Here is a 19,523-nt window from a genome sequence, read left to right on the forward strand (position 1 = left end):
GCCCGGAAGGCCGCCGACGCGGCCGAAGAGGAGAAGTGATGACCCAGCCGAAGACCAGCCGCATCCCGGCCCCGATCTACGCCGCCGCGGGCGCGGGCGAGCTCGCCCTCCAGCAGCTGCGCAAGCTCCCCGCCGTGGTGACCGACCTCGGCACCAAGGTCGTCGCCGACCTGGGTGGCAAGGCCGTCGTCACCGGCGTCGAGCTGCGCCAGAAGGCCAACGACACGCTGCGCACGGCGAACCTGACCGCCGAGGGCCTGCGCGAGAAGGCCGTCCCGACCGAGCTGGACCTGAAGCGCCTGCGCGAGGCGGCAGACCTGAACAAGCTGCGCGAGGTCGCCGACCTGGAGCGGCTGCGCGAGGTCGCCGACCTCGACCGGCTCCGTGCGCTGGCCACCCGCAACGCCGCCGTGGTGGTCGCCGGCGCCCAGGCTGCGCAGGAGCGGGCGCAGGCCGCGTACGTCGCGCTGGTCGCCCGGGGTGAGCGGGTCGTCGGCGCCGGCGTGCTGGAGGCCGCCGAGACCGTGAACGCCGACATCGAGACGACCGAGGCCGTGACCGAGCCGGCCGAGGCCGTCGCGAAGCCGGCCAACGTGCGGTCCGTCGTCGCCGACGTGCCGACCCGGGCCGTGACCGACGAGGTGCCGACCCGGGCCGTGACCGACGAGGTGCCGACCCGGGCCGCGACCGACGTGGTGCCGACCCCGGCCGAGGTGGCCGAGGTGCTGGAGGCCAAGCCGGCCGCGGCGAAGAAGGCGACGACCCGGGCCACCAAGGCCGCCAAGCCGGCCGCCACCCCGTCGGCGAAGCTGCCCCGGGCCACCAAGCGGACCCGCCCGGCCGCCGAGTAGTTCGTTCCGCCGGTGACCCCGGATGCGTCCTGTCGGACGTATCCGGGGTCACCGGCATAAGCTTGCCGACATGGCCTACGCCGCGCCGCTCTTCGCCTTCGATGTTCGCTACGTGGTCGAGCTGATCCTGCTCGTCTTCGCGTTGGTCGTGCAGGGCATCGCCCTGGTGCACGCCATCACCCAGCGTTCCGACGCCTTCTCCGCCATCGGCACCCTGCCCAAGGGCGGCTGGATCGCGATCCTAGCCGTCTGCCTGGTGCTGACCCTGCTCGGCTTCGGCCCGATCAGTCTCTTCGGGCTCGTCGGCATCGCCGCCGGCCTGATCTACCTGCTCGACGTCCGGGTGGGGCTGCGCGACCTGAGCGACGGCAAAGGCTTCTGGTGAGGGGTTTCCGCTGGCCGCCCCCGCCGGACGGCGGGCCCCGCACCTGGGGGCCGGGCCCGGGCGCCCCGCGTACCGGCCGACCGGCCCTGCCGGAGCCGGACACCGAGCTGGTCGCCACGCCGCACGGCGTACACCTGGAGCAGCTCGTCACCGGCGCGGGTGACCCGGTCACGGTGTTCGCCCACGGGCTGGGCAACGGCATCGCCACCACCCGGCCGTTCGGCAGCGGGGTGACGGGCCGCAAGCTGTTCTTCCAGTTCCGTGGGCACGGCCGCTCCGACGCGCCGCCCGGCCCGTGGAGCTACCTGGACCTCGCCCGCGACCTGCGCGCGGTCGCCGACCTCGGCGGCGCCACCCGGGCCTTCGGCGCCAGCCTCGGCGCGGGCGCGCTCTGCCAGCTGCTCGCCGAGAGCCCCGAACGCTTCGAGCGGCTCGTCGTCTTCCTGCCCGCGGCGCTCGACCGGCCGCGCGGCGAGGTCGCCCGGGCCCGGCTGACCGCGCTGTTCGAGGCCGTGGAGAGCGGCGACGCCGCCGCCGTGGCGGACGTGGTCCAGGCCGAGCTGCCGCCCGCCGTACGCAACACGCCGGCCGGCTGGGCCTACCTGCGCCAGCGCCTCGACCAGCTCCTGCGCGACGGGCTCGCCCCGGGGCTGGCGAGCCTGCCCGAGCAGGCACCTCTGCGCGACGCCGGTTCGTTGGCCGCCGTCACCGCGCCGGCCCTGGTGATCGGCTGTGCCGGCGACGACCTGCACCCGGTCGAGGTCGCCGAGCAGCTCGCCGCCGCGCTGCCCCGGGCCACCCTGCACGTGTACGACCGGCCCGGCGTCCTCTGGACGGAACGCGCCGACCTGCGAAGCCGGATATCGGCCTTCCTGAACGAGTAACGTGCCCTGACATGGGCGTCACACACCACGGTCGTACGCACCGGCTGGACCTCGCCGATCCGACACTGCGGGAGTGGGAGTGCACGGTGCTGCACGCCGATCCCGAGCAGGGCATCGTGCTGGACCGGTCGGCGTTCTATCCGGGCGGCGGCGGGCAGCCGCCGGACCACGGCGTACTGCTCTGGCAGGGGGTGCAGACCCGCATCGCCGGCACCCGCAAGGGCGACGACCTCTGGCTGATCCCGGTCGAGGGCGACCCGTTGCCGCCGGCCGGCACGGCGGTCACCGGCGCGGTCGAGGACGACCGGCGCACCCGGCTGATGCGGACCCACTCCGGGCTGCACGTGCTCTGCGGGGTGGTGTTCCGCGACTTCGGCGCGCTCGTCACGGGCGGCAACATGGAACCGGGCGAGGCCAGGATGGACTTCAACCTGCCCGAGGTGCCGTCCGACTTCAAGAGCCGCATCGAGGAGCTGGTCAACGCCGAGGTCGCCGCCGACCGGGCGGTGGCCGTACGGGTGCTGCCCCGCGACGAGGCGCTCGCCCTGCCCGACATCATCCGTACCCAGTCGAACCTGATCCCGCCGGAGGAGCAGGAGGTGCGGATCGTCGACATCGTCGGGCTGGACGTCCAGGCCGACGGCGGCACGCACGTGGCCTCCACCGCGCAGATCGGCAAGGTGCAGGTGGTCAAGGTGGAGAGCAAGGGGCGGGCCAACCGCCGCGTCCGCGTACGCCTGGCGGACTGAGCCCCCGCGCGGTCGCCCGCCGCCAGCCGGTCGAGGGCAACGAGTCCGACGTGCGGTGACCCGGACCGGTGGGTCAGGGCGTGGCGGGACCTGGCGGCAGGTGGGCGGCGCGCACGTCGAGCAGCCAGCGTTCCACGGCGGCCTCGTCCGGGTGGTCCGGCAGCGGGGTACGGATCTGGTCGAAGTCGCGTTCCGCCCCGGCGATCAGGGCCCGTGCCTCGGCCAACGCGCCGCCGGCCACCCGCTCGCCGAAGCTGCGGAACCACTGCGGGTCGGCGAGCCGGATCTCCAGCACGCCGGTGGCGTAGAGCAGCCGGCCCTGGTGCACCAGCCGGGCCAGGTGCCGGGCGTGCTTGGCGGTACGCCGCCGGGTGTCGGCGGAGAACGTGCCGTCGCCCCGGGACTCCAGCTTGCGGAACTGCTGGCCGGCGTAGCCCAGGTAGGCGTCGCGGACGCGGGGCGCGCTGAGGAACGCCGAGCGGATGGCGACCAGCCGGTCGCCGAACTCCGTACGGGTCTCGTAGCAGTCCTCCGGCAACCAGGCCAGCTCGGTGGCGGTCGGGTTGCCGCTCAGCGCCAGGCGGCACCACTTCGCCGCCTCGTGCAGCGTGATGTCGGGATCGGTGGTCACCACCGACTCGCGGGGCGGGCGCAGCCCGTGGAAGGCGACGGTGGGCGCGGCGAAGACGCCGATCCGGTCGACGTCGGAGCCCGGCCCGGCCAGCCCGTACGCGACCGAGCCGACGATCCCGGAGAGCAGCAGGTGCATGCCGGCGAGCATGCCGGACGACACAGCTTCGCGAAACCGGACTTCGGCTGTCAGGTATCGCTGACAGGCTCGCCGCATGACGAAACCGCTGAGAGGAAAGATCGCGCTCGTCGCCGGGGCGACGCGGGGCGCCGGCCGGCAGATCGCGGTGCAGCTCGGCGCCGCCGGCGCCACGGTCTACGCCACCGGCCGCAGCAGCCGGGCCGGCCGCTCCGAGATGGACCGCCCGGAGACCATCGAGGAGACCGCCGAGCTGGTCACCGCAGCCGGCGGCACCGGCATCGCGGTCCGCGTCGACCACCTCGTCCCCGAGCAGGTCCGCGACCTGGTCGCCAGGATCGACGCCGAGCAGGGCCGCCTCGACGTGCTGGTCAACGACATCTGGGGCGGCGACCCCCTGACCACCTGGGAGAAGCCGGTCTGGGAGCAGCCGCTGGACGCCGGCTTCCGCAGCCTGCGCCTGGCGATCGACACGCACGTCGTCACCGCCCACTTCGCGCTGCCGCTGCTGATCCGTCGCCCCGGCGGCCTGGTCGTCGAGGTCGGCGACGGCACGAAGGCGTACAACGACGACCACTACCGGCTGTCGGTCTTCTACGACCTCGCGAAGACGTCGGTCAACCGGCTCGCGTACGTCTGGGGGCACGAGCTGAAGCCGCACGGCGGCACCGCCGTGGCGCTGACGCCGGGCTGGATCCGGTCCGAGGCGATGCTGGAGCACTTCGGGGTCACCGAGGAGAACTGGCGCGACGGCGCCGCCAAGGATCCGCACTTCCTCATCTCGGAGACCCCGGCCTTCGTCGGGCGTGCGGTCGCCGCGCTCGCCGCCGACGAGGACCGGGCCCGCTGGAACCAGGCGTCCGTCTCGGCCGGCGAGCTGTCCCAGGTGTACGGGTTCACCGACGTCGACGGCAGCCGGCCGGACGGGTTCCGCTACATCACCGAGGTGGTGGAGGCGGACAGACCGGCCGACGTGACCGGCTACCGCTGACCGGGCGCCACCCGGTAGACCACGGCGGACCGCCTGGCGGCGTCGACCATCAGCTCCCGCAGGTCCGGCGGGTCGAGCACCTCCACCTCCGGCCCCAGCGACAGCAACTGGGGGTACGCGACGTCGACGGACTCGACGGGCAGGCGGGTCACCACCCACCCCTGCCCGTCGGGCTCGCCGGCCGCGGCGAGCGCCTCGTCGTACGCGAAGGGGGCGTCGGCGACGAAGCGGAGCCGGCGCAGGCCGACGGGGCTCAGCCGCACCGTGACCTCGGCCCGGAGCATGCCGCGCAGGAACTCCTCGGCCTGCTCCCGCCAGTAGCCGGCCAGGTCGAAGCCGGCGTCCCGGTCGAAGGTGGCGGTCCGGACCCCGACGTGGGTGACCCGGTCCACCCGGTACGTGCGGTACGCGCCGCCGACCCGGCCGACCAGGTACCAGACCCCGCTCTTGAGGACCAGCCCGTACGGGTGCGCCTCGCGTTCGACCTCGCGGTCGCCGCGCCGGTAGCGCAGCTCGACGATCCGGTCCCGCCAGACCGCGCCGGCCAGCTCGGTCAGCCACGGCGGTGGCCCGGACTCCCGGAACCAGCCCGGCACGTCCAGGTGGAAGCGCTGCCCGGTGCGCGCCGGCGCGTCCCGCAGGCTCGGTGGGAGCGCGGCGAGCACCTTCAGCTCGGCCGAGGCCACCGCGTCGGCGAGCCCCATGTCGCCCGCCGGTCCCGGCAGCCCGGCCAGGAAGAGCGCCTCCGCCTCGTCCCGGGTCAGCCCGGTCAGCCGGGTCCGGTAGCCGCCGAGCAGCCGGTAGCCGCCGGCGCGGCCCCGGTCGGCGTAGACCGGCACCCCGGCGGCGGAGAGCGCCAGCACGTCCCGGTAGACGGTCCGCTCGGAGACCTCCAGCTCCCGCGCCAGCTCCGCGGCGGTCATCGTCTCCCGCGCCTGGAGCAGCAGGACCAACGAGATCAACCGGGCCGCCCGCACGTGTCCATCCTGCCGTGCCCGCTCGACCGTCCCCAGCCGGCGGTCCGCCTACCGGTGTACCCCGGCCACGACGTTGGTCGCGGCCAGCGGTAGGACCGGCACCGACGCGGCTTGACCCTCACGCTGCGTAAGGCCCCAGGGTGGGGTGCATGAGTGCCTACTACGACGCTTTCGAGATCAGTCCCGTGCCCGATCCCGGCCCGGACGCGGTCGCGCCGGAGCCGTTCCGGGGGATCTACGGGATGCCCGCGTTCGTGACGATCCCCACGAGCGACCTGGCGGCGTCGGTGGACTTCTGGACTCGTGGGCTCGGCTTCTTCGAGCTGTTCAGCATCCCCGGCACGCTCGTGCACCTGCGCCGGTGGGCGTTCCAGGACGTGCTACTGCGCTCGGCGGAGAGCGTTCCGGCGCAGCCACCCGCGATGAGCTTCAGCTTCTCGGGCGTGCTCAGCCAGATCGATCCCCTCGTCGAGGCGTGTCGTGCGTTGCGCCCGGACTCGGTCGACGGCCCCCGGGACACCCCCTGGAACACCCGCGACGTGGAGGTGATCACCCCCGAGAACGCCCGGATCGTCTTCACCGCGGCGAAGCCCTACGATCCGGCCAGCCAGGAGGCGCGCAACCTTGAAGCCATCGGGATCACCCCACCGGGCGGCGGTCGCGGCGACAATGCGGAGCATGCCTGATGCCACCGATGCCGACGGCCTGACCGTCGGCCAGGTCTCGACGCGGCTGGGCGTGACGGTGCGCGCGCTGCACCACTGGGACGACATCGGTCTGGCGCGACCGTCGCTGCGCACGGCCGCCGGATACCGGCTCTACACCGCCGGCGACCTGGAACGCCTGCACCGCATCCTCGTCTACCGGGAGATCGGGTTCGGCCTGGACGGCATCCGGGCCATCCTGGACGACTCGACCGCGGACGTGCCCGGCGCACTGCGCGCGCAGCGCGCCCAGGTCGTCCAGCGGATCGACCGTCTCCAGCAGCTCAGCGCCGGCCTGGATCGCATGATCGACGCCCACGAGCGCGGCCTGCTGCTGACCGTCGAGCAGCAGGCCGCGATCTTCGGCCCCCAGTGGGACCCGGACCGGCACGCCCAGGCCCGTCACCGCTACGGAGACACGACGCAATGGCAGCAGTACGCCGAACGCGCAGCCTCTCGCAGCCCGGAGGAATGGCAGGCCGTCGCCGACACTGTTGCCGCCCTCGACCGTGCCCTCGGCGACGCGATGGACGCCGGGGTCACCCCTGGCAGCCCGGAGGCGAATCGACTCGTCGAGCGGCACCGCGAGGTCTTTTCCTCGTACTTTCCCCTCACCAGGCAGATGCAGGTCTGTCTCGGCCGCAGGTACGAGGCCGATCCGGCATTCGCCGCCCACTACGACGGCATCCGTGCCGGCCTCACCAGGTGGTTCCGGCAGAGCATCGACGCCAGCGCACGCGCCCACGACATCGACCCCGACACCGCCACCTGGCAGTAGAGCGCGGCTCCGAGAACCCGCCAGGCGGCCGGCTGCGATCCGTCCCATGACCGGGTACAACTAGGCTCTGCGGTCGTGAACGCACCCCGCATCGCCGCGCCCGTGACCGGCGCCGCCAGTCGGTTCTTCACCGGCGTGGGCCTGCTCCTGCGTGGCCTCGGCCTCTACGTCCGCAGCCCCGGGCTGATGCTGCTCGGCGTCATCCCGGCGTTGATCTCGGGCGTGCTCTTCGTGGCCGCGTTCGCCACCCTGGCGTACTTCGTCGAGGACCTGGCCGCGCTGGTCACGCCATTCGCCGACGACTGGTCGACCACTTGGCGCAGCCTCATGCGGGTGGTCGCCGGGCTGGCCTTCCTCGGCATCGGCGGCCTGCTCGCGGTGGTCACCTTCACCGCTGTCACCCTGGTCATCGGCGACCCGTTCTACGAGAAGATCTCCGAACGGGTCGAGGAGCGCCTCGGCGGCACGCCGAACGCCGTCGACGTGCCGTTCTGGCCGTCGCTGCGGCGCAGCGTCGCCGACTCCGTACGGCTGGTGGGCCTGTCGATCCTCTTCGGCATCCCGCTCTTCGCCGCCGGTTTCATCCCGGTGGTCGGCCAGACCGTGGTGCCGGTCATCGGCGCGGCGGTCGGTGGCTGGCTGCTCGCCGTGGAGCTGGTCGGAGCCCCCTTCTACCGGCGCGGGATGCGGCTGCCGGAGCGGCGGGCGCACCTCAAGGCGGACCGGCCGACCACGCTCGGCTTCGGCGTGGCGGTCTTCGTCTGCTTCCTGATCCCGCTCGGCGCGGTGCTCGTCATGCCGGCCGCCGTCGCCGGGGCGACCCTGCTGGCCCGCCGCTCGCTCGGCCAGTCCGTCACGGAGGGCTGACGTGGAGATCACCCTGGTCGGGGGCGACATCACGACGCAGCGGGTGGACGTGATCGTCAACGCCGCCAACTCGTCGCTGCTCGGCGGCGGGGGCGTGGACGGCGCCATCCACCGGCGGGGCGGCCCGGCCATCCTCGACGAGTGCCGGGCGTTGCGTGCCTCCCGGTACGGCCGGGGCCTGCCGACCGGCCAGGCGGTGGCCACCACCGCGGGCGACCTGCCGGCGCGCTGGGTGGTGCACACGGTCGGGCCGGTCTGGTCGGCCGGCGAGGACCGCTCGGCGCTGCTGCGCGACTGCTACGCGAACAGCCTGCAGGTCGCCGACGAGCTGGGCGCGACGAGCGTGGCGTTCCCGCTGGTCTCGGCCGGCGTCTACGGCTGGCCGGTCGAGGACGCCGTCCGGCAGGCCCTGTCGGTGCTCGGCTCGGCCACCCCGGCGCACGTCACCGAGGCCCGGCTGGTGCTCTTCGGCGCCGAGACCCTGGCGGTCGCCCAGCGGGTGCGGGCCGCCGGCTGACCCCGGCCCTTTGGCGGGCCGCCGGCGGACCCCGGGCCTCGGGCGGGCCGCCGGCGGACTGTCGGTCGACCCGGACCGTCAGACGAGTTCGCGCAGGCAGGACCAGCTCGAACCGACCGGGCGGTAGCCGAGCCCGACGTTGACCGCCAGCATCGGAGCGTTCGCCTCGTCGTTCGAGGTGTAGGCGACGCGTACCCCGCCGGCTGCGGCGCGGTGCAGCGCCGCCGTCTTGACCAGGCGGGCCAGCCCGCGCCCCCGGTGCGCCGGCAGCGTGCCGGTGTAGTCCGACCACATCCGGTCGCCGTCGCGCTTGACGAGGCTGAACGACACGATCTCGCCGCCGACCTCGGCCACCGTACTGGCCGCCCGGTCCAGGCCCGGGTTGTCCCAGACCTCGGAGCGCCAGGTCTCGTAGCTGATCGAGTCGCCGGGCACGTCCTCCGGCTCGTCGGCCGCCGCCGCCACCTCGGCCAGGTGGACCCGGCGCGGGTCGAGGTCGGCAAGCGGGAGCAGCCGTACGCCCGGCGGCGGTTGCGGCATCGGCGGGGCCGGCCGCAGGTCCAGCGCCGAGTAGCGCAGCTCCCGGCTCGGCGTGAAGCCGTGCCGGCGGGCGAACGGCAGCGACTCCGGCAACGCCCAGGTACGCACCCGGCGCGCCCCGATGTCGCGCAGATGCCCCAGCGCGGCGGTCAGCAGCGCGGTGCCGGCGCCACGCCCCCGGTGCTCCGGGTGCACGTGCAGGGTGGAGACCTCCCCGACGTCGGGCTCGGAGGTCCGGTCGTTGCGGTACGCCGACACCCAGCCGACCACCGTGTCGTCCACCTCGACGACGTATGCGGTCCACTGCTCGCCGGGCGGGGGCTGGGCGATCATCTGCCGGGTCGACTCGACGCCGCGCACCAGGTAGGGGTGCACGAGTGCGCGTAGCGCCACCACGGCGGGCGCGTCGTCGGGGCGGGCGGTCCGGATCCGCATGTCAGCCCTCCCCGCGTACGGCGGCGACGGCCTCGACCTCGACGAGCTGGTCGGAGTAGCCCAGCACGGCCACCCCGAGCAGGGTGCTGGGCGGCTCGTGCTCGCCGAACGCGTCCCGGACCACCTCCCACACGGCCACCAGGTCCTCCTGGCGGGACGATGCCACGTACACGGTGGTCTTGACGACGTCGGTGAGCCGGGCGCCGGCCGCCGCGAGGGCGGTCCCCAGGTTGGCCATCACCTGCCGGGCCTGGCCCACGGGGTCGCCGGGCGCGACGGTCCGGCCCTCGGCGTCGAGCGGGCAGGCGCCGGCGGTGAACACCAGCCGGGCCGGCGGCTCGACGGTGGCCGCGTACGCGTACTCGGCGACGTCGGAGAGGGCAGGTACGCGGATCAGGTTCACGGTCACGCGCGCGACGCTACCGGCGCCCGCACCACGCCTCCACGGATTAACTCCGGCACCTGACGGGAGGCGTTAGGAAGGGGCCCTTCCTATACAGAAAACGTCAACAAGGTGCCCTTCCTTACACCTCAGGCCGATTCGCGGAGGATCAGCTCGGTGGGGAGGACCACGGATTCGATCGCCTCGCCGGCGGCCAGCCGCAGCAGCAGCCGGGTCATCTGCCGGCCCAGCTGCACGATGGGCTGCCGGACGGTGGTCAGCGGGGGCTCGGTGTACGCCGCCGTCTCGATGTCGTCGAAGCCGATCACCGCCACGTCGTCCGGCACCCGCCTTCCCGCCTCGCGCAGCGCCCGCAGGGCGGCGTGCGCCATCAGGTCGGAGGCGGCGAAGACGGCGTCGAGGTCGGGGTGCTCGGCGAGGAGCTGCCGCATCGCCGTCGCCCCGGACTCGCGGGTGAAGTCGCCGGTCGCCACCAGCTCCGGCAGGCCGGCCTCGGCGACCGTGTTCCGGTAGCCGGCGAGGCGTTCGATGCCGGCCACCATGTCCTGCGGGCCGGCGATGGTGGCGATGCGGCGACGTCCGCTGTCGAGCAGGTGCCGCACCGCCGTGGCCACCCCGCCGACGTGGTCGACGTCGACGTAGGGCACGTCGGCGCCGTCGAGGGGGCGACCGCTGCACACGACCGGGATGCCCAGCCGGGCGAGCCGGCCGGGCAGCGGGTCCTCGCCGTGCAGCGAGGCGAAGAGCACCCCGTCGACGTGTCGCCCGGTCGTGTAGCGCTCGACCCGGTCGTGCCCGGCGGGCGAGCCGGCCAGCATCAGCACGAGCTGCTTGTCGGCCGCCTCCAGCTCCTGCGCCGCGCCCCGGATGATCCCGGGGAAGACCTGGTCGTCGGAGAAGACCCGGGTGGCGGCCTCCGGCAGCACCAGGGCGATCGAGTCGGTCCGCTGGGTGACCAGGCTGCGGGCGGCCAGATTCGGCACGTACCCCAGCTCGGCCACCGCCCGGCGGACCGCGTCCCGGATGGGCTCGGCGACCGTCGTGGAGCCGTTCACCACCCGGGACACGGTGGCCCGCGAGACGCCCGCCCGCCGGGCCACCGCCTCCAGTGTCGGCCGCTGCGCCGTCGTCATCCCCGTTACCACCCTCGTCACAGCCCGTTCCGGGAGATCACCTCCTGGTACCACCGGGCGCTGGACTTCGGTGTGCGTCGCTGCGTCAGGTAGTCGACGTGGATGATGCCGAACCGTCGACGGTAGCCCTCGGCCCACTCGAAGTTGTCGAGTAACGACCATACGAGATAGCCCCGGAGGTCCACTCCCCGGGAGATCGCCTCGTGCACGGCGCGCAGGTGCCCGTCGAGGTAGGCGATGCGGTCCGCGTCCAGCACCTGCCCGGCACCGTCGGCGTCGACCTTGTCGGGGAACGCCGCGCCGTTCTCGGTGACCATCAGCGGCACGCCGGGGTAGTCCGTGGCGAGGCGTTCCAGCAGCCGGGTCAGCCCGGCCGGTTCGATCATCCACCCCATGTCGGTCAGCGGCCCGGTCGGCGGGAGGAACTCCACCGCGCCGGCGGTGCCCGGGTAGGCGCTGCCGCCCCCGCCGTCCGGCCGGCCGGCGACGTAGGTGGGGGCGTAGTAGTTGACGCCGAGCAGGTCGATCGGGGCGGCGATCAGCTTCTCGTCGCCGTCGCGGATGAACGTCGGCTCGACGATGCGGGCCACGTGCTCCAGCACGTCGTCGGGGTAGGCCGCGCGCAGCAGCGGGTCGAGGAAGATCCGGTTGTGCAGGCCGTCGACCAGGCGGACCGCCGCCGCGTCCGCGGCGCTGTCCGGGTCGGCCGCGCGTACGTCGGCCGGGTTGACCGTGATCCCGACGGTCTGCGCGCCGGCCGCGCGCAGCGCGCGGGCCGCCAGGCCGTGCCCGAGCAGCAGATGGTGTACGGCGGTGAAGGCCGCGCCCGGGTCCTGCTCGCCGGGGGCGTGGACCCCGTTGCCGTAGCCGAGGTAGGCCGAGCACCACGGCTCGTTGAGGGTCGTCCAGGTGCGGATCCGGTCGCCGAGCCGGGTGTGCACCGCCGTGGCGTACGTGGCGAAGTGCTCGGCGGTCTCGCGGTTGGTCCAACCGCCCCGGTCTTCAAGGGCCTGCGGCAGGTCCCAGTGGTAGAGGGTGACGATCGGGTCGATGCCCCGGGCGAGCAGCGTGTCGGTCAGCCGGTCGTAGAAGTCCAGGCCGCGCGGGTTGACCGGGCCGGTGCCGTCCGGCTGGATGCGGGGCCAGGCCACCGAGAAGCGGTACGCCTTCAGCCCCAGCTCGGCCATCAGCGCCACGTCGTCGGCGTACCGGTGGTAGTGGTCGCAGGCGACGTCGCCGGTGTGGCCGTGGTGGACCTTGCCCGGCGTACGGCTGAAGGTGTCCCAGATCGACGGGCCGCGACCGTCGTCGGTGGCCGCCCCCTCGATCTGGTACGCGGCGGTGGCCGCCCCCCAGACGAAGTTGTCGGGGAATCGCAGAGTGCTCACGCCTTGACCGCACCTTCCATGATGCCGCCGATGATCTGGCGGCCGAACAGGACGAAGACCAGCAACAGCGGGAGGGTGGCGATGGCCGTTCCCGTGAACACCTGGGACATGTCCGTGTAGTACCCGTCGGACAGCGTGCGCAGGGCGAGCTGCACGGTCGGGTTCTCCGGGTCGTTGAGGACAGCGTACGGCCACAGGAAGTCGTTCCAGGTGGTCATGAACGTGAGCAGCCCCAGCACGGCGGCGGCCGGGCGCAGTGCCGGCAGCACGACGTTCCAGTAGATCCGCGCGGTGTTGCAGCCGTCCACCCGGGCCGCCTCGATCAGCTCGTTGCTGACCGCCTGGCCCGCGTACTGCCGCATCATGAACACCCCGAAGCCGGTGACCAGGGCCGGTACGATCACCGCCGGCAGCCGGTCGTTCCAGTTCAGCTTCGTCATCAGCAGGTAGAGCGGGATGACGCCGAGCTGGGTGGGCACCATCATCGTCGCGATGATCACCATGAGCAGCGCGTTGCGCCCCCGGAACCGCAGCTTGGCGAAGGCGAACCCGGCCAGCGTGGAGAAGAAGACCACCGAGACGGTGACCGTGACCGCCACGATCGCCGAGTTGACCAGGCCGGCGACGAAGTACGCGTCGGTGTTGTTCAGCAGCCGGGACACGTTCGCGCCGAAGTTGCCGCCGGGGGTGACCGGTGGCGGCAGCTGGCCCATCGCGTCGTTGGAGCGGCTCGCGACCACGAACATCCAGTAGATCGGGAAGATCGACAGGACCCCGGCGGCGATCAGCGCGGCGTAGGTGAGCCGGCTGGCGGCCCAGAGGCGGGTCATCGCGCTCCCTCCTTCGACTTCGCGTCCTCCTTGGGCGGCTTCGTGCCGCCGAGCCGGCGCAGGAGCAGCACGTTGATCGCCGCGACGACCGCGATCAGGGCGAAGAGCAGCCACGCCACCGCCGAGCCGTAGCCGAAGTTGTAGTGGGGGGCGAAGGCGTTCTCGAACATGTACATGGTCACGGTCTGCGACTCCCGTAGCGTTCCGCCCCGGATCGGGTTGGTTCCGGAGTGGAACAGCCGGGGCTCGGTGAAGAGCTGGAGTCCGCCGATGGTGGAGATGATGACGGTGAAGATGATCGTCGGCTTGAGCAGCGGCACGGTGATCGACCAGAACTGGCGGGCCCGGCCGGCCCCGTCGATGGCGGCGGACTCGTACAGGTCACGCGGGATGGCCTGCATCGCGGCCAGGAAGATCAGCGCGTTGTAGCCGGTCCACCGCCAGTCGACCATGGTGGAGATGGCCACCCAGGACGCGAACCGGTTCGACTTCCACTCGATCGCGTCGATCCCGACCAGGTCGAGCAGCCAGTTGACCATGCCGAACTCGCGGCCGAAGAGCACTCCGAAGACGATCGCGACCGCCGCCGTCGACGTGATGTTCGGGATCAGCACCGCCATCCGGAACGTCGTCCGGGCCCGCAGTTGCCGGTTGAGCAGGTTGGCCAGCCAGAGCGCGGCCAGCAGCTGCGGGACGGTGGAGATGACGAAGATGCCGAGGGTGTTGACGACGGAGTGCCAGAAGTCGGGGTCCTCCAGCAGCCGGCTGTAGTTCTCCAGCCCGACGAACGGGTGGTTGCTGCCGAGCAGGTCCCAGTCGTGCAGGGAGACCCAGAACGTGTAGATCAGCGGGTACGCCCCGAACACCCCGAAGAGCACGAAGAACGGGGCGATGAACAGGTAGGGCGAGTACTTCGTGTCGAGGCGGCTGAACCGCATCGCCGGTGTGCGTCGACCGGTGCGGGGCGCCGGTGCGACCGGCGGGCGCGGGTCGAGCTGGACGGTCATGCCCGGACCACTCCTTTCCCGGGTGCGGGCGGGACCGGCGCCCCCGGCGCCCTCCCGCCCGCACTCCGGCTCGGGCTACTTGGCGGCGGCCTTCTTCGCGTTGTTGACCGCGTCCGTCCAGCCCTGTTCGGGCTTGCGCTGACCCAGTTCCACCGTCCGGACGGCGTTCTCGACCTCGGTGCGGACGGCCTGGTTCTTCGGCCCCATGTAGACGGGCTTCAGCGTCTTGGCGCCCTCGCCGAAGATCTGCCCGACGGGGGCGTCGGAGAAGTACGCGTTCTTGGCGTCGACGATCGCGGGGTCGGCCAGCGCCTGCGGCGAGGAGGGCAGCGGGCCCTTGGCCTTGAACGCCCCGATCTGGCCCTTGGCGCTGGTCAGGAACTTCGCCAGCTCGATCGCCTCGGCGCGGTGCTTGCTCTGGGTCGGCACGGCGAGCCACGACCCGCCCCAGTTGCCGCCGTTGCCGGGCACCCGGGCGATGTCCCACTTGCCCTTGGCCTCGGCGCCAGCGTTGCCCTCGATGACGCCCGTCATCCAGGCCGGGCAGGCGATGGTGGCGAACTTGGCCTGCTTGAAGGCAGACACCCACTCCTCGGACCAGGAGCCGTACTTGCCGGAGAGGCCGGAGTCGATGATGTCCATGGTGGTGTCCCAGGCCTGCCGGACCGCCGGGTTGCTGTCCACCACCAGGTTTCCGCTGGTGTCGTAGTAGTGGTAGCCCTGCGCGTTGCCGGCCGTCTGGAGCACGATCGTGTTGAAGATGTTGGTCGCGGCGTCCAGGAACGAGGCGCCCGTGTTCTTCGCCTTGAACTGCTCACCGACCTTGACGTAGTCCTGCCAGGTCGGCCAGAGCTTCGACACGGACTCGCGGTCGGTGGGCAGGCCGGCCTTGGCGAACAGGTCCGTGCGGTAGCACATGGCCATGCCACCGACGTCGGTGCCCAGGCCGATCAGCTTGCCGTCCTGGGTCATCCCGCCCTTCCACTTCCACTCCAGGAAGTTGCCCTGGAGCTCTGCCCCGCCGTGGTCGAGCAGGTTGACGAAGTTGTCGGGGTTGGCCTTGTACTCGACCATCAACCCCTCTTCGATGGCGACGACGTCGCCCGCGCCCTTGCCGGCGGCGAGCCACTGGGTCAGCTTCGGCGAGTAGTCGTCGAGGTTGGTGCCGGTGCCACGCTCGACGATCTTCACGTTCGGGTGGCTGGCCATGTACTCCTTGTAGAGCTCTTCATAGCCGAACTGGCTGAACACGTCCACGGTCAACGTGATCTTGCCGTCCTCGGCGGGTTCGTCGCCGGCGCAGCCGGCGGTGGCGAACAGCGCGGTGGCGGCGACGAGGGCCACCGCCGCCAGGCGGCGGCGCGGAAAGACACCCATATCGGTCGGACCCCTCTCAGGTCGTCTGAGGTGGTGAGGCAGGTGGTGGAGCAGAGCTGAGAGAGCGCTCTCACGACAGGGTGGTGGTTGGTCTGGTCCGGTGTCAAGAGAGCGCTCTCCGCTGGTTGCGGATCGAGACCGGACGCAAAGAGAGTGGCCGCCTGTGCCGGGCGGCCACTCTCGTCGTACGTGCGGTGGGACTGCGCGGAGCCCTCGGGGCCCGGCTCCGCGCGGCGGTGGATCAGCCGACGCGGAGGCCCTCCAGCAGGGCCCGGTCGCCGGCCACGTCCAGCGTGTCGAGGCCGACCCGGCCCCAGAGCGCCAGCAGCAGGTCGCTCGCGGTGCCGCTGACCTGCGCCCGCGCGTGGTGGTCGTCGTGGTCGAAGATGGTGGCCGTGTCGAGCAGCGCCACGCCCTCGCCGCGCAGCCGCAGGAACCACTCCTGACCGGCGTCGACCGCGGAGATCTGCACCACCCCGCGCCACTGGCCGGCCGTGCGGCGCCGGCCGGCCGGCAGCCAGGTGTCCAGGATCTCGCTCACCCCGTCGGCGGCGAGCTTCGCCTCGACCGGCTCGCCCGCCGCGATGGCGAGCTGGGCGTCCCACCGGTGCACCGCGGTCTCGTGCGCCATCCGGCGCGGCCAGAAGCCCGCCTTCTTCGGCTGCGGCGCCCAGTTCCACGCCGGGGCCTCCGGGTCGAGGCCGTCGAAGAGGGTCATCAGCCGGTCGTACGCCTGCTGCCAGAGCTGGAGCGGGGCGACGCCCGGATCCGGCTCGACCGGCTCGGACCTCCCGGGCGACGGGGTGGCCGCGCCGGAGCCGGCGAACGAGTGCACCCAGCGGTAGATGGAGGTGAGGTGCAGGGTCAGGTCGGCGACCGTCCAGCCGGGACAGGACAGCACCGGTGTCTCCGGCGGGGCTTCCGCCACGGCGGCGGCGAACGCCGGGCCCTCCGCCCGGAGCGCTCCCAACCAGAAGTCCTTCGTTGCGTGCAATCTGCTCATCGCCATCCTCCCGGGGGTGACCGGGCCACCAGTGGGCGCCGCGGCTACCCCTCAGCCTAGGGTGAAAGGCGTGTCAGACGTCTACGCCCAGCCGACAACCGGAACCGAACCCGCCACGACGTGCGACCTGGCGCGATACACCACCCTGCGCCTGGGCGGTCCCGCCGGCCGTGTCGTCGCCGGCACCGACGCCGACGCGATCGTGCGGGCCGTGCGGGAGGCGGCCGGGCGCGACGAGCAGGTTTTGCTCCTCGCCGGCGGCAGCAACGTCGTGATCGGGGACGCCGGCTTCCCCGGCACCGTGGTCCTGGTGCGCTCCCGGGGCGTGCGGGTGGTCGCCGAGGACGCCGACACCGTCACCGTACGCGTCGAGGCCGGCGAGCCCTGGGACGAGCTGGTCGCCACCACCGTCGCCAACGGCTGGTCCGGCCTGGAGTGCCTCTCCGGCATCCCCGGCTCGACCGGCGCCACCCCCATCCAGAACGTCGGCGCGTACGGCCAGGAGGTCGCCGAGACCATCGTCGGCGTCGAAGTCCACGACCGGGTCGAGGCGACCGTCGGGCGGATCGACGCCGCCGACTGCGGGTTCGCGTACCGGTCCAGCATCTTCAAGTACAGCGACCGCTGGGTGGTGCTCTCCGTCGACTTCCGGCTCGCCCGCTCGCCGCTGTCCGGCCCCGTGCGCTACGCGGAACTGGCCCGGGCGCTCGGCGTACAGGTGGGGGACCGGGTACCGCTGGCCGACGCCCGGGCCACGGTCCTGCGGCTGCGCGCCGGCAAGGGCATGGTGCTCGACGCGACCGACCCGGACACCCGCTCGGTCGGCTCGTTCTTCACCAACCCGGTGCTGGACGCCGCCGCGTACGAGCTGCTGCGCGAGCGCGCCGCCGACCTCGGCGAGCCGCCGTCCTGGCCCTGCCCCGGGGACATGGTCAAGGTCAGCGCCGCCTGGCTGATCGACCGGGCCGGCTTCGGCAAGGGCCACCCGGGGCCGGAGGGCGTCGCCATCTCCAGCAAGCACACCCTCGCCCTGACCAACCGCAGCGGCACCGCCAGCACCGCGTCCCTGGTCGAGCTGGCCCGGGAGATCCGCGACGGCGTCCACGCCCGCTTCGGCGTGACCCTCCACCCCGAACCGATCCTCATCAACTGCACCATCTGACCCACCCACCCACCCACTCATCCCACCTCGCCCCCGCCTCCTCGCTCGCGCCGCGCCGCGGGGCGGGGTGGGGCAGGGCAGCGCGGGGCGTGGCGCGGGCGGCCGGGGCAGGGCAGGGGTGGGTGGTCAGGGTGGGGTGGTGGGGGCGATCTCGGGCCAGGGGAGGGTGAGTTCGCCGTGGCGCCAGCGACGGGGGCCGCCCAGGACCGGCCAGCCCGCCGTACTGACTGCGGCGACCGCGCGCAGCCAGCGTTGGCGCGGGCCGAACGGGGCGTAGCCGGCGGCGGCGTGCCAGGCGTCGTCGAGCGCCCGGATCAGGTCGTGGATCCGCTCGCCGGGCACGTTGCGGTGGATCAGCGCCTTGGGCAGCCGCTCGGCCAGCTCCGCCGGAGTCTCCAGGGTGGTGAGCTTCGCGGCGAGGGTGAGCGTACGGGGGCCGTCGGCGTCGATCAGCAGCCAGCCGCCGAGCCGCCCCAACTCGTCGCAGGTGCCCTCGACCAGCAGCCCGCCCGGGGCCAGGCCGGCGGTCATGGTGCGCCAGGCGTCGGCGACCTCGCGCTCGTCGTACTGGCGCAGGACGTTGAACGCGCGGACCAGGGCGGGGCGCAGCCCGGCCAGTTCGAACCCGCCCCGGGCGAAGGTGAGCCGGGGCGGGTCGGCGGACGGCTGGGCGGCGGCGACGCGTACCGGATCGATCTCCAGCCCGACGACCCGCACGTCGGGGCGGACCGTGGTGGCGAGCCGGGCGCGCAGTTCGACGGCGGTCACCGGGCTGGCGCCGTAGCCGAGGTCCACCACCAGCGGGTCGGCCGCCTCGCGCAGCGACTCCCCGCAGGTCTCGACGATCCAGTTGTCCACCCGGCGGAGCCGGTTCGGGTTCGTCGTCCCCCGGGTCACCACGCCGAGCGGCCGGTGTCGCGCCGTGCCCGCCATCGTCCGCGACCGTCCGGGCCGGCTCAGCCGACCCGGTGCACCTTGTGCTGGGCGGCCTGGGCCAGCGGCCGTACGACGAGGCGGTCCACGTTGACGTGCTGCGGGCGCGTCGCGCACCAGGCGACGCAGTCGGCGACATCCTCGGCGACCAGCGGCTCGGCGACCCCGGCGTAGACCGCCGCCGCCCGTTCGGCGTCCCCCGCGAAGCGGACCAGCCCGAACTCGTCGGTGCGGACCATGCCCGGGTCGATCTCGATCACGCGCACCGGTCGGCCGCAGAGTTCCAGCCGCAGCGTGCCGGCGATCGCCGTCTGCGCGTGCTTCGCGGCGGCGTAGCCGCCCCCGCCCTCGTACACGGTGAAGCCGGCGGTCGAGGAGACGACCACGATGGTGCCGGCCCCGGACGCCTCCAGGGCGGGCAGCAGCGCCTGGGTGACGCGCAGCGTGCCGAGCACGTTGACGTCGTACATCCACTGCCAGTCGCCGACCGACCCGGACTCGACCGGGTCCAGGCCGCGCGCGCCGCCGGCGTTGTTGACCAGGAGGGTGACCGGGCCCAGGGCCGCCGCCGCCCCGGCCAGGCCGGCCACCGACTCGTCGGAGGTGACGTCGCAGGCCACGGCGGTGGCCGCGCCCCCCGCGGCCTCGATCTCGGCCACCAGGGCGGCCAACCGGTCGGTACGCCGCGCGGCGGCGAGGACGTGGAACCCCTCGGCGGCGAGCCGGCGGGCGGTGGCCGCCCCGATTCCGCTGGAAGCTCCGGTGACGACGGCGACAGAGGTCATCCGGTCATTCTCCCCCGCGCCACCGGGGCGGGTGCCGGCGGCGTGGTGATGAGGT

The 19,523-nt window shown here is 73.1% G+C and carries 22 protein-coding genes; 10 read left to right on the forward strand and 12 right to left on the reverse strand.

The window, feature by feature from the left end; all coding sequences use genetic code 11:
• Positions 1-35 precede the first annotated feature (35 nt).
• From EV374_RS00145 to EV374_RS00160, 4 genes are all read left to right on the forward strand, one after another.
• On the forward strand, positions 36-851 hold the full coding sequence (locus EV374_RS00145; RefSeq protein ID WP_132230762.1) for a hypothetical protein: 816 nt from the start codon (positions 36-38) through the stop codon (positions 849-851).
• 70 nt (positions 852-921) lie between these two features.
• Entirely contained in the window at positions 922-1,236 is a 315-nt protein-coding gene (locus EV374_RS00150; RefSeq protein WP_132230763.1) for a DUF2516 family protein, read from the forward strand.
• Positions 1,233-2,120 carry an alpha/beta fold hydrolase gene (locus EV374_RS00155; RefSeq protein WP_132230764.1) on the forward strand — a complete coding sequence of 296 codons (888 nt, stop codon included), beginning with the start codon at positions 1,233-1,235 and terminating at the stop codon, positions 2,118-2,120. The genes EV374_RS00150 and EV374_RS00155 overlap by 4 nt, the downstream gene beginning before the upstream one ends.
• Before the next feature lie 11 nt (positions 2,121-2,131).
• The gene (locus tag EV374_RS00160) at positions 2,132-2,869 is read left to right on the forward strand and encodes an alanyl-tRNA editing protein (RefSeq protein WP_132230765.1); all 738 of its coding nucleotides are present in this window, start codon (positions 2,132-2,134) and stop codon (positions 2,867-2,869) included.
• Between the two features lie 73 nt (positions 2,870-2,942).
• Here EV374_RS00160 and EV374_RS00165 read toward each other — a convergent pair whose 3' ends face one another.
• Complete coding sequence (locus EV374_RS00165) at positions 2,943-3,638, reverse strand: DNA polymerase beta superfamily protein (RefSeq protein WP_132231292.1); 696 nt, start codon at positions 3,636-3,638, stop codon at positions 2,943-2,945.
• A 76-nt stretch (positions 3,639-3,714) separates the two neighbouring features.
• Here EV374_RS00165 and EV374_RS00170 point away from each other — a divergent pair, with 76 nt between their 5' ends.
• Positions 3,715-4,629 (forward strand): SDR family oxidoreductase, encoded by a 915-nt coding sequence (locus EV374_RS00170; RefSeq protein ID WP_132230766.1) that lies wholly within the window; start codon positions 3,715-3,717, stop codon positions 4,627-4,629.
• Here EV374_RS00170 and EV374_RS00175 read toward each other — a convergent pair.
• Complete coding sequence (locus EV374_RS00175; RefSeq protein WP_132230767.1) at positions 4,620-5,606, reverse strand: helix-turn-helix transcriptional regulator; 987 nt, start codon at positions 5,604-5,606, stop codon at positions 4,620-4,622. The genes EV374_RS00170 and EV374_RS00175 overlap by 10 nt on opposite strands.
• 149 nt (positions 5,607-5,755) lie before the next feature.
• Between EV374_RS00175 and EV374_RS00180 the strand changes: the two genes are divergently transcribed.
• The 4 genes from EV374_RS00180 to EV374_RS00195 all read left to right on the forward strand — a co-directional run bounded on the left by EV374_RS00180 (position 5,756) and on the right by EV374_RS00195 (position 8,472).
• Positions 5,756-6,292, forward strand: coding sequence for a VOC family protein (locus tag EV374_RS00180; protein ID WP_132230768.1), 537 nt, complete (start codon positions 5,756-5,758; stop codon positions 6,290-6,292).
• Positions 6,285-7,088: a MerR family transcriptional regulator gene (locus tag EV374_RS00185; RefSeq protein ID WP_132230769.1), complete on the forward strand. Its 804-nt coding sequence runs from the start codon at positions 6,285-6,287 to the stop codon at positions 7,086-7,088. The genes EV374_RS00180 and EV374_RS00185 overlap by 8 nt, the downstream gene beginning before the upstream one ends.
• 75 nt (positions 7,089-7,163) lie before the next feature.
• Entirely contained in the window at positions 7,164-7,955 is a 792-nt protein-coding gene (locus tag EV374_RS00190; RefSeq protein WP_132230770.1) for an EI24 domain-containing protein, read from the forward strand.
• Position 7,956: 1 nt separating this feature from the next.
• Positions 7,957-8,472, forward strand: a complete 516-nt coding sequence (locus EV374_RS00195; RefSeq protein WP_132230771.1) for an O-acetyl-ADP-ribose deacetylase — start codon at positions 7,957-7,959, stop codon at positions 8,470-8,472.
• A gap of 78 nt (positions 8,473-8,550) precedes the next feature.
• On the opposite strand, the gene EV374_RS00200 is transcribed toward EV374_RS00195, so the two are convergent.
• The 8 genes from EV374_RS00200 to EV374_RS00235 form a co-directional block, all read right to left on the reverse strand.
• Positions 8,551-9,447: a GNAT family N-acetyltransferase gene (locus EV374_RS00200; RefSeq protein WP_132230772.1), complete on the reverse strand. Its 897-nt coding sequence runs from the start codon at positions 9,445-9,447 to the stop codon at positions 8,551-8,553.
• 1 nt (position 9,448) lies between these two features.
• Entirely contained in the window at positions 9,449-9,850 is a 402-nt protein-coding gene (locus tag EV374_RS00205; protein ID WP_132231293.1) for a RidA family protein, read from the reverse strand.
• 128 nt (positions 9,851-9,978) lie between these two features.
• A complete protein-coding gene (locus EV374_RS00210) occupies positions 9,979-10,983 on the reverse strand; it encodes a LacI family DNA-binding transcriptional regulator (RefSeq protein WP_132230773.1) in 1,005 nt (334 codons plus the stop codon).
• Positions 10,984-11,000: 17 nt separating this feature from the next.
• Positions 11,001-12,371, reverse strand: a complete 1,371-nt coding sequence (locus tag EV374_RS00215) for a GH1 family beta-glucosidase (RefSeq protein WP_132230774.1) — start codon at positions 12,369-12,371, stop codon at positions 11,001-11,003.
• The gene (locus EV374_RS00220; protein WP_132230775.1) at positions 12,368-13,201 is read right to left on the reverse strand and encodes a carbohydrate ABC transporter permease; all 834 of its coding nucleotides are present in this window, start codon (positions 13,199-13,201) and stop codon (positions 12,368-12,370) included. The genes EV374_RS00215 and EV374_RS00220 overlap by 4 nt, the downstream gene beginning before the upstream one ends.
• Positions 13,198-14,208 carry a carbohydrate ABC transporter permease gene (locus EV374_RS00225; protein WP_132230776.1) on the reverse strand — a complete coding sequence of 337 codons (1,011 nt, stop codon included), beginning with the start codon at positions 14,206-14,208 and terminating at the stop codon, positions 13,198-13,200. Before EV374_RS00225 ends, EV374_RS00220 begins: the two co-directional genes overlap by 4 nt.
• Before the next feature lie 75 nt (positions 14,209-14,283).
• On the reverse strand, positions 14,284-15,585 hold the full coding sequence (locus EV374_RS00230; RefSeq protein WP_132230777.1) for an extracellular solute-binding protein: 1,302 nt from the start codon (positions 15,583-15,585) through the stop codon (positions 14,284-14,286).
• A 241-nt stretch (positions 15,586-15,826) separates the two neighbouring features.
• A complete protein-coding gene (locus tag EV374_RS00235) occupies positions 15,827-16,588 on the reverse strand; it encodes a maleylpyruvate isomerase family mycothiol-dependent enzyme (RefSeq protein WP_132230778.1) in 762 nt (253 codons plus the stop codon).
• Between the two features lie 70 nt (positions 16,589-16,658).
• On the opposite strand from EV374_RS00235, the gene EV374_RS00240 reads away from it, so the two are divergent.
• Positions 16,659-17,750 (forward strand): UDP-N-acetylmuramate dehydrogenase, encoded by a 1,092-nt coding sequence (locus EV374_RS00240; RefSeq protein WP_132230779.1) that lies wholly within the window; start codon positions 16,659-16,661, stop codon positions 17,748-17,750.
• 126 nt (positions 17,751-17,876) lie between these two features.
• Here EV374_RS00240 and EV374_RS00245 read toward each other — a convergent pair whose 3' ends face one another.
• Positions 17,877-18,683, reverse strand: coding sequence for a class I SAM-dependent methyltransferase (locus EV374_RS00245; protein ID WP_132230780.1), 807 nt, complete (start codon positions 18,681-18,683; stop codon positions 17,877-17,879).
• A 23-nt stretch (positions 18,684-18,706) separates the two neighbouring features.
• Positions 18,707-19,468, reverse strand: coding sequence for an SDR family NAD(P)-dependent oxidoreductase (locus EV374_RS00250; protein WP_132230781.1), 762 nt, complete (start codon positions 19,466-19,468; stop codon positions 18,707-18,709).
• Between the last annotated feature and the right edge of the window lie 55 nt (positions 19,469-19,523).

The organism is Micromonospora sp. CNZ303, from assembly GCF_004345505.1.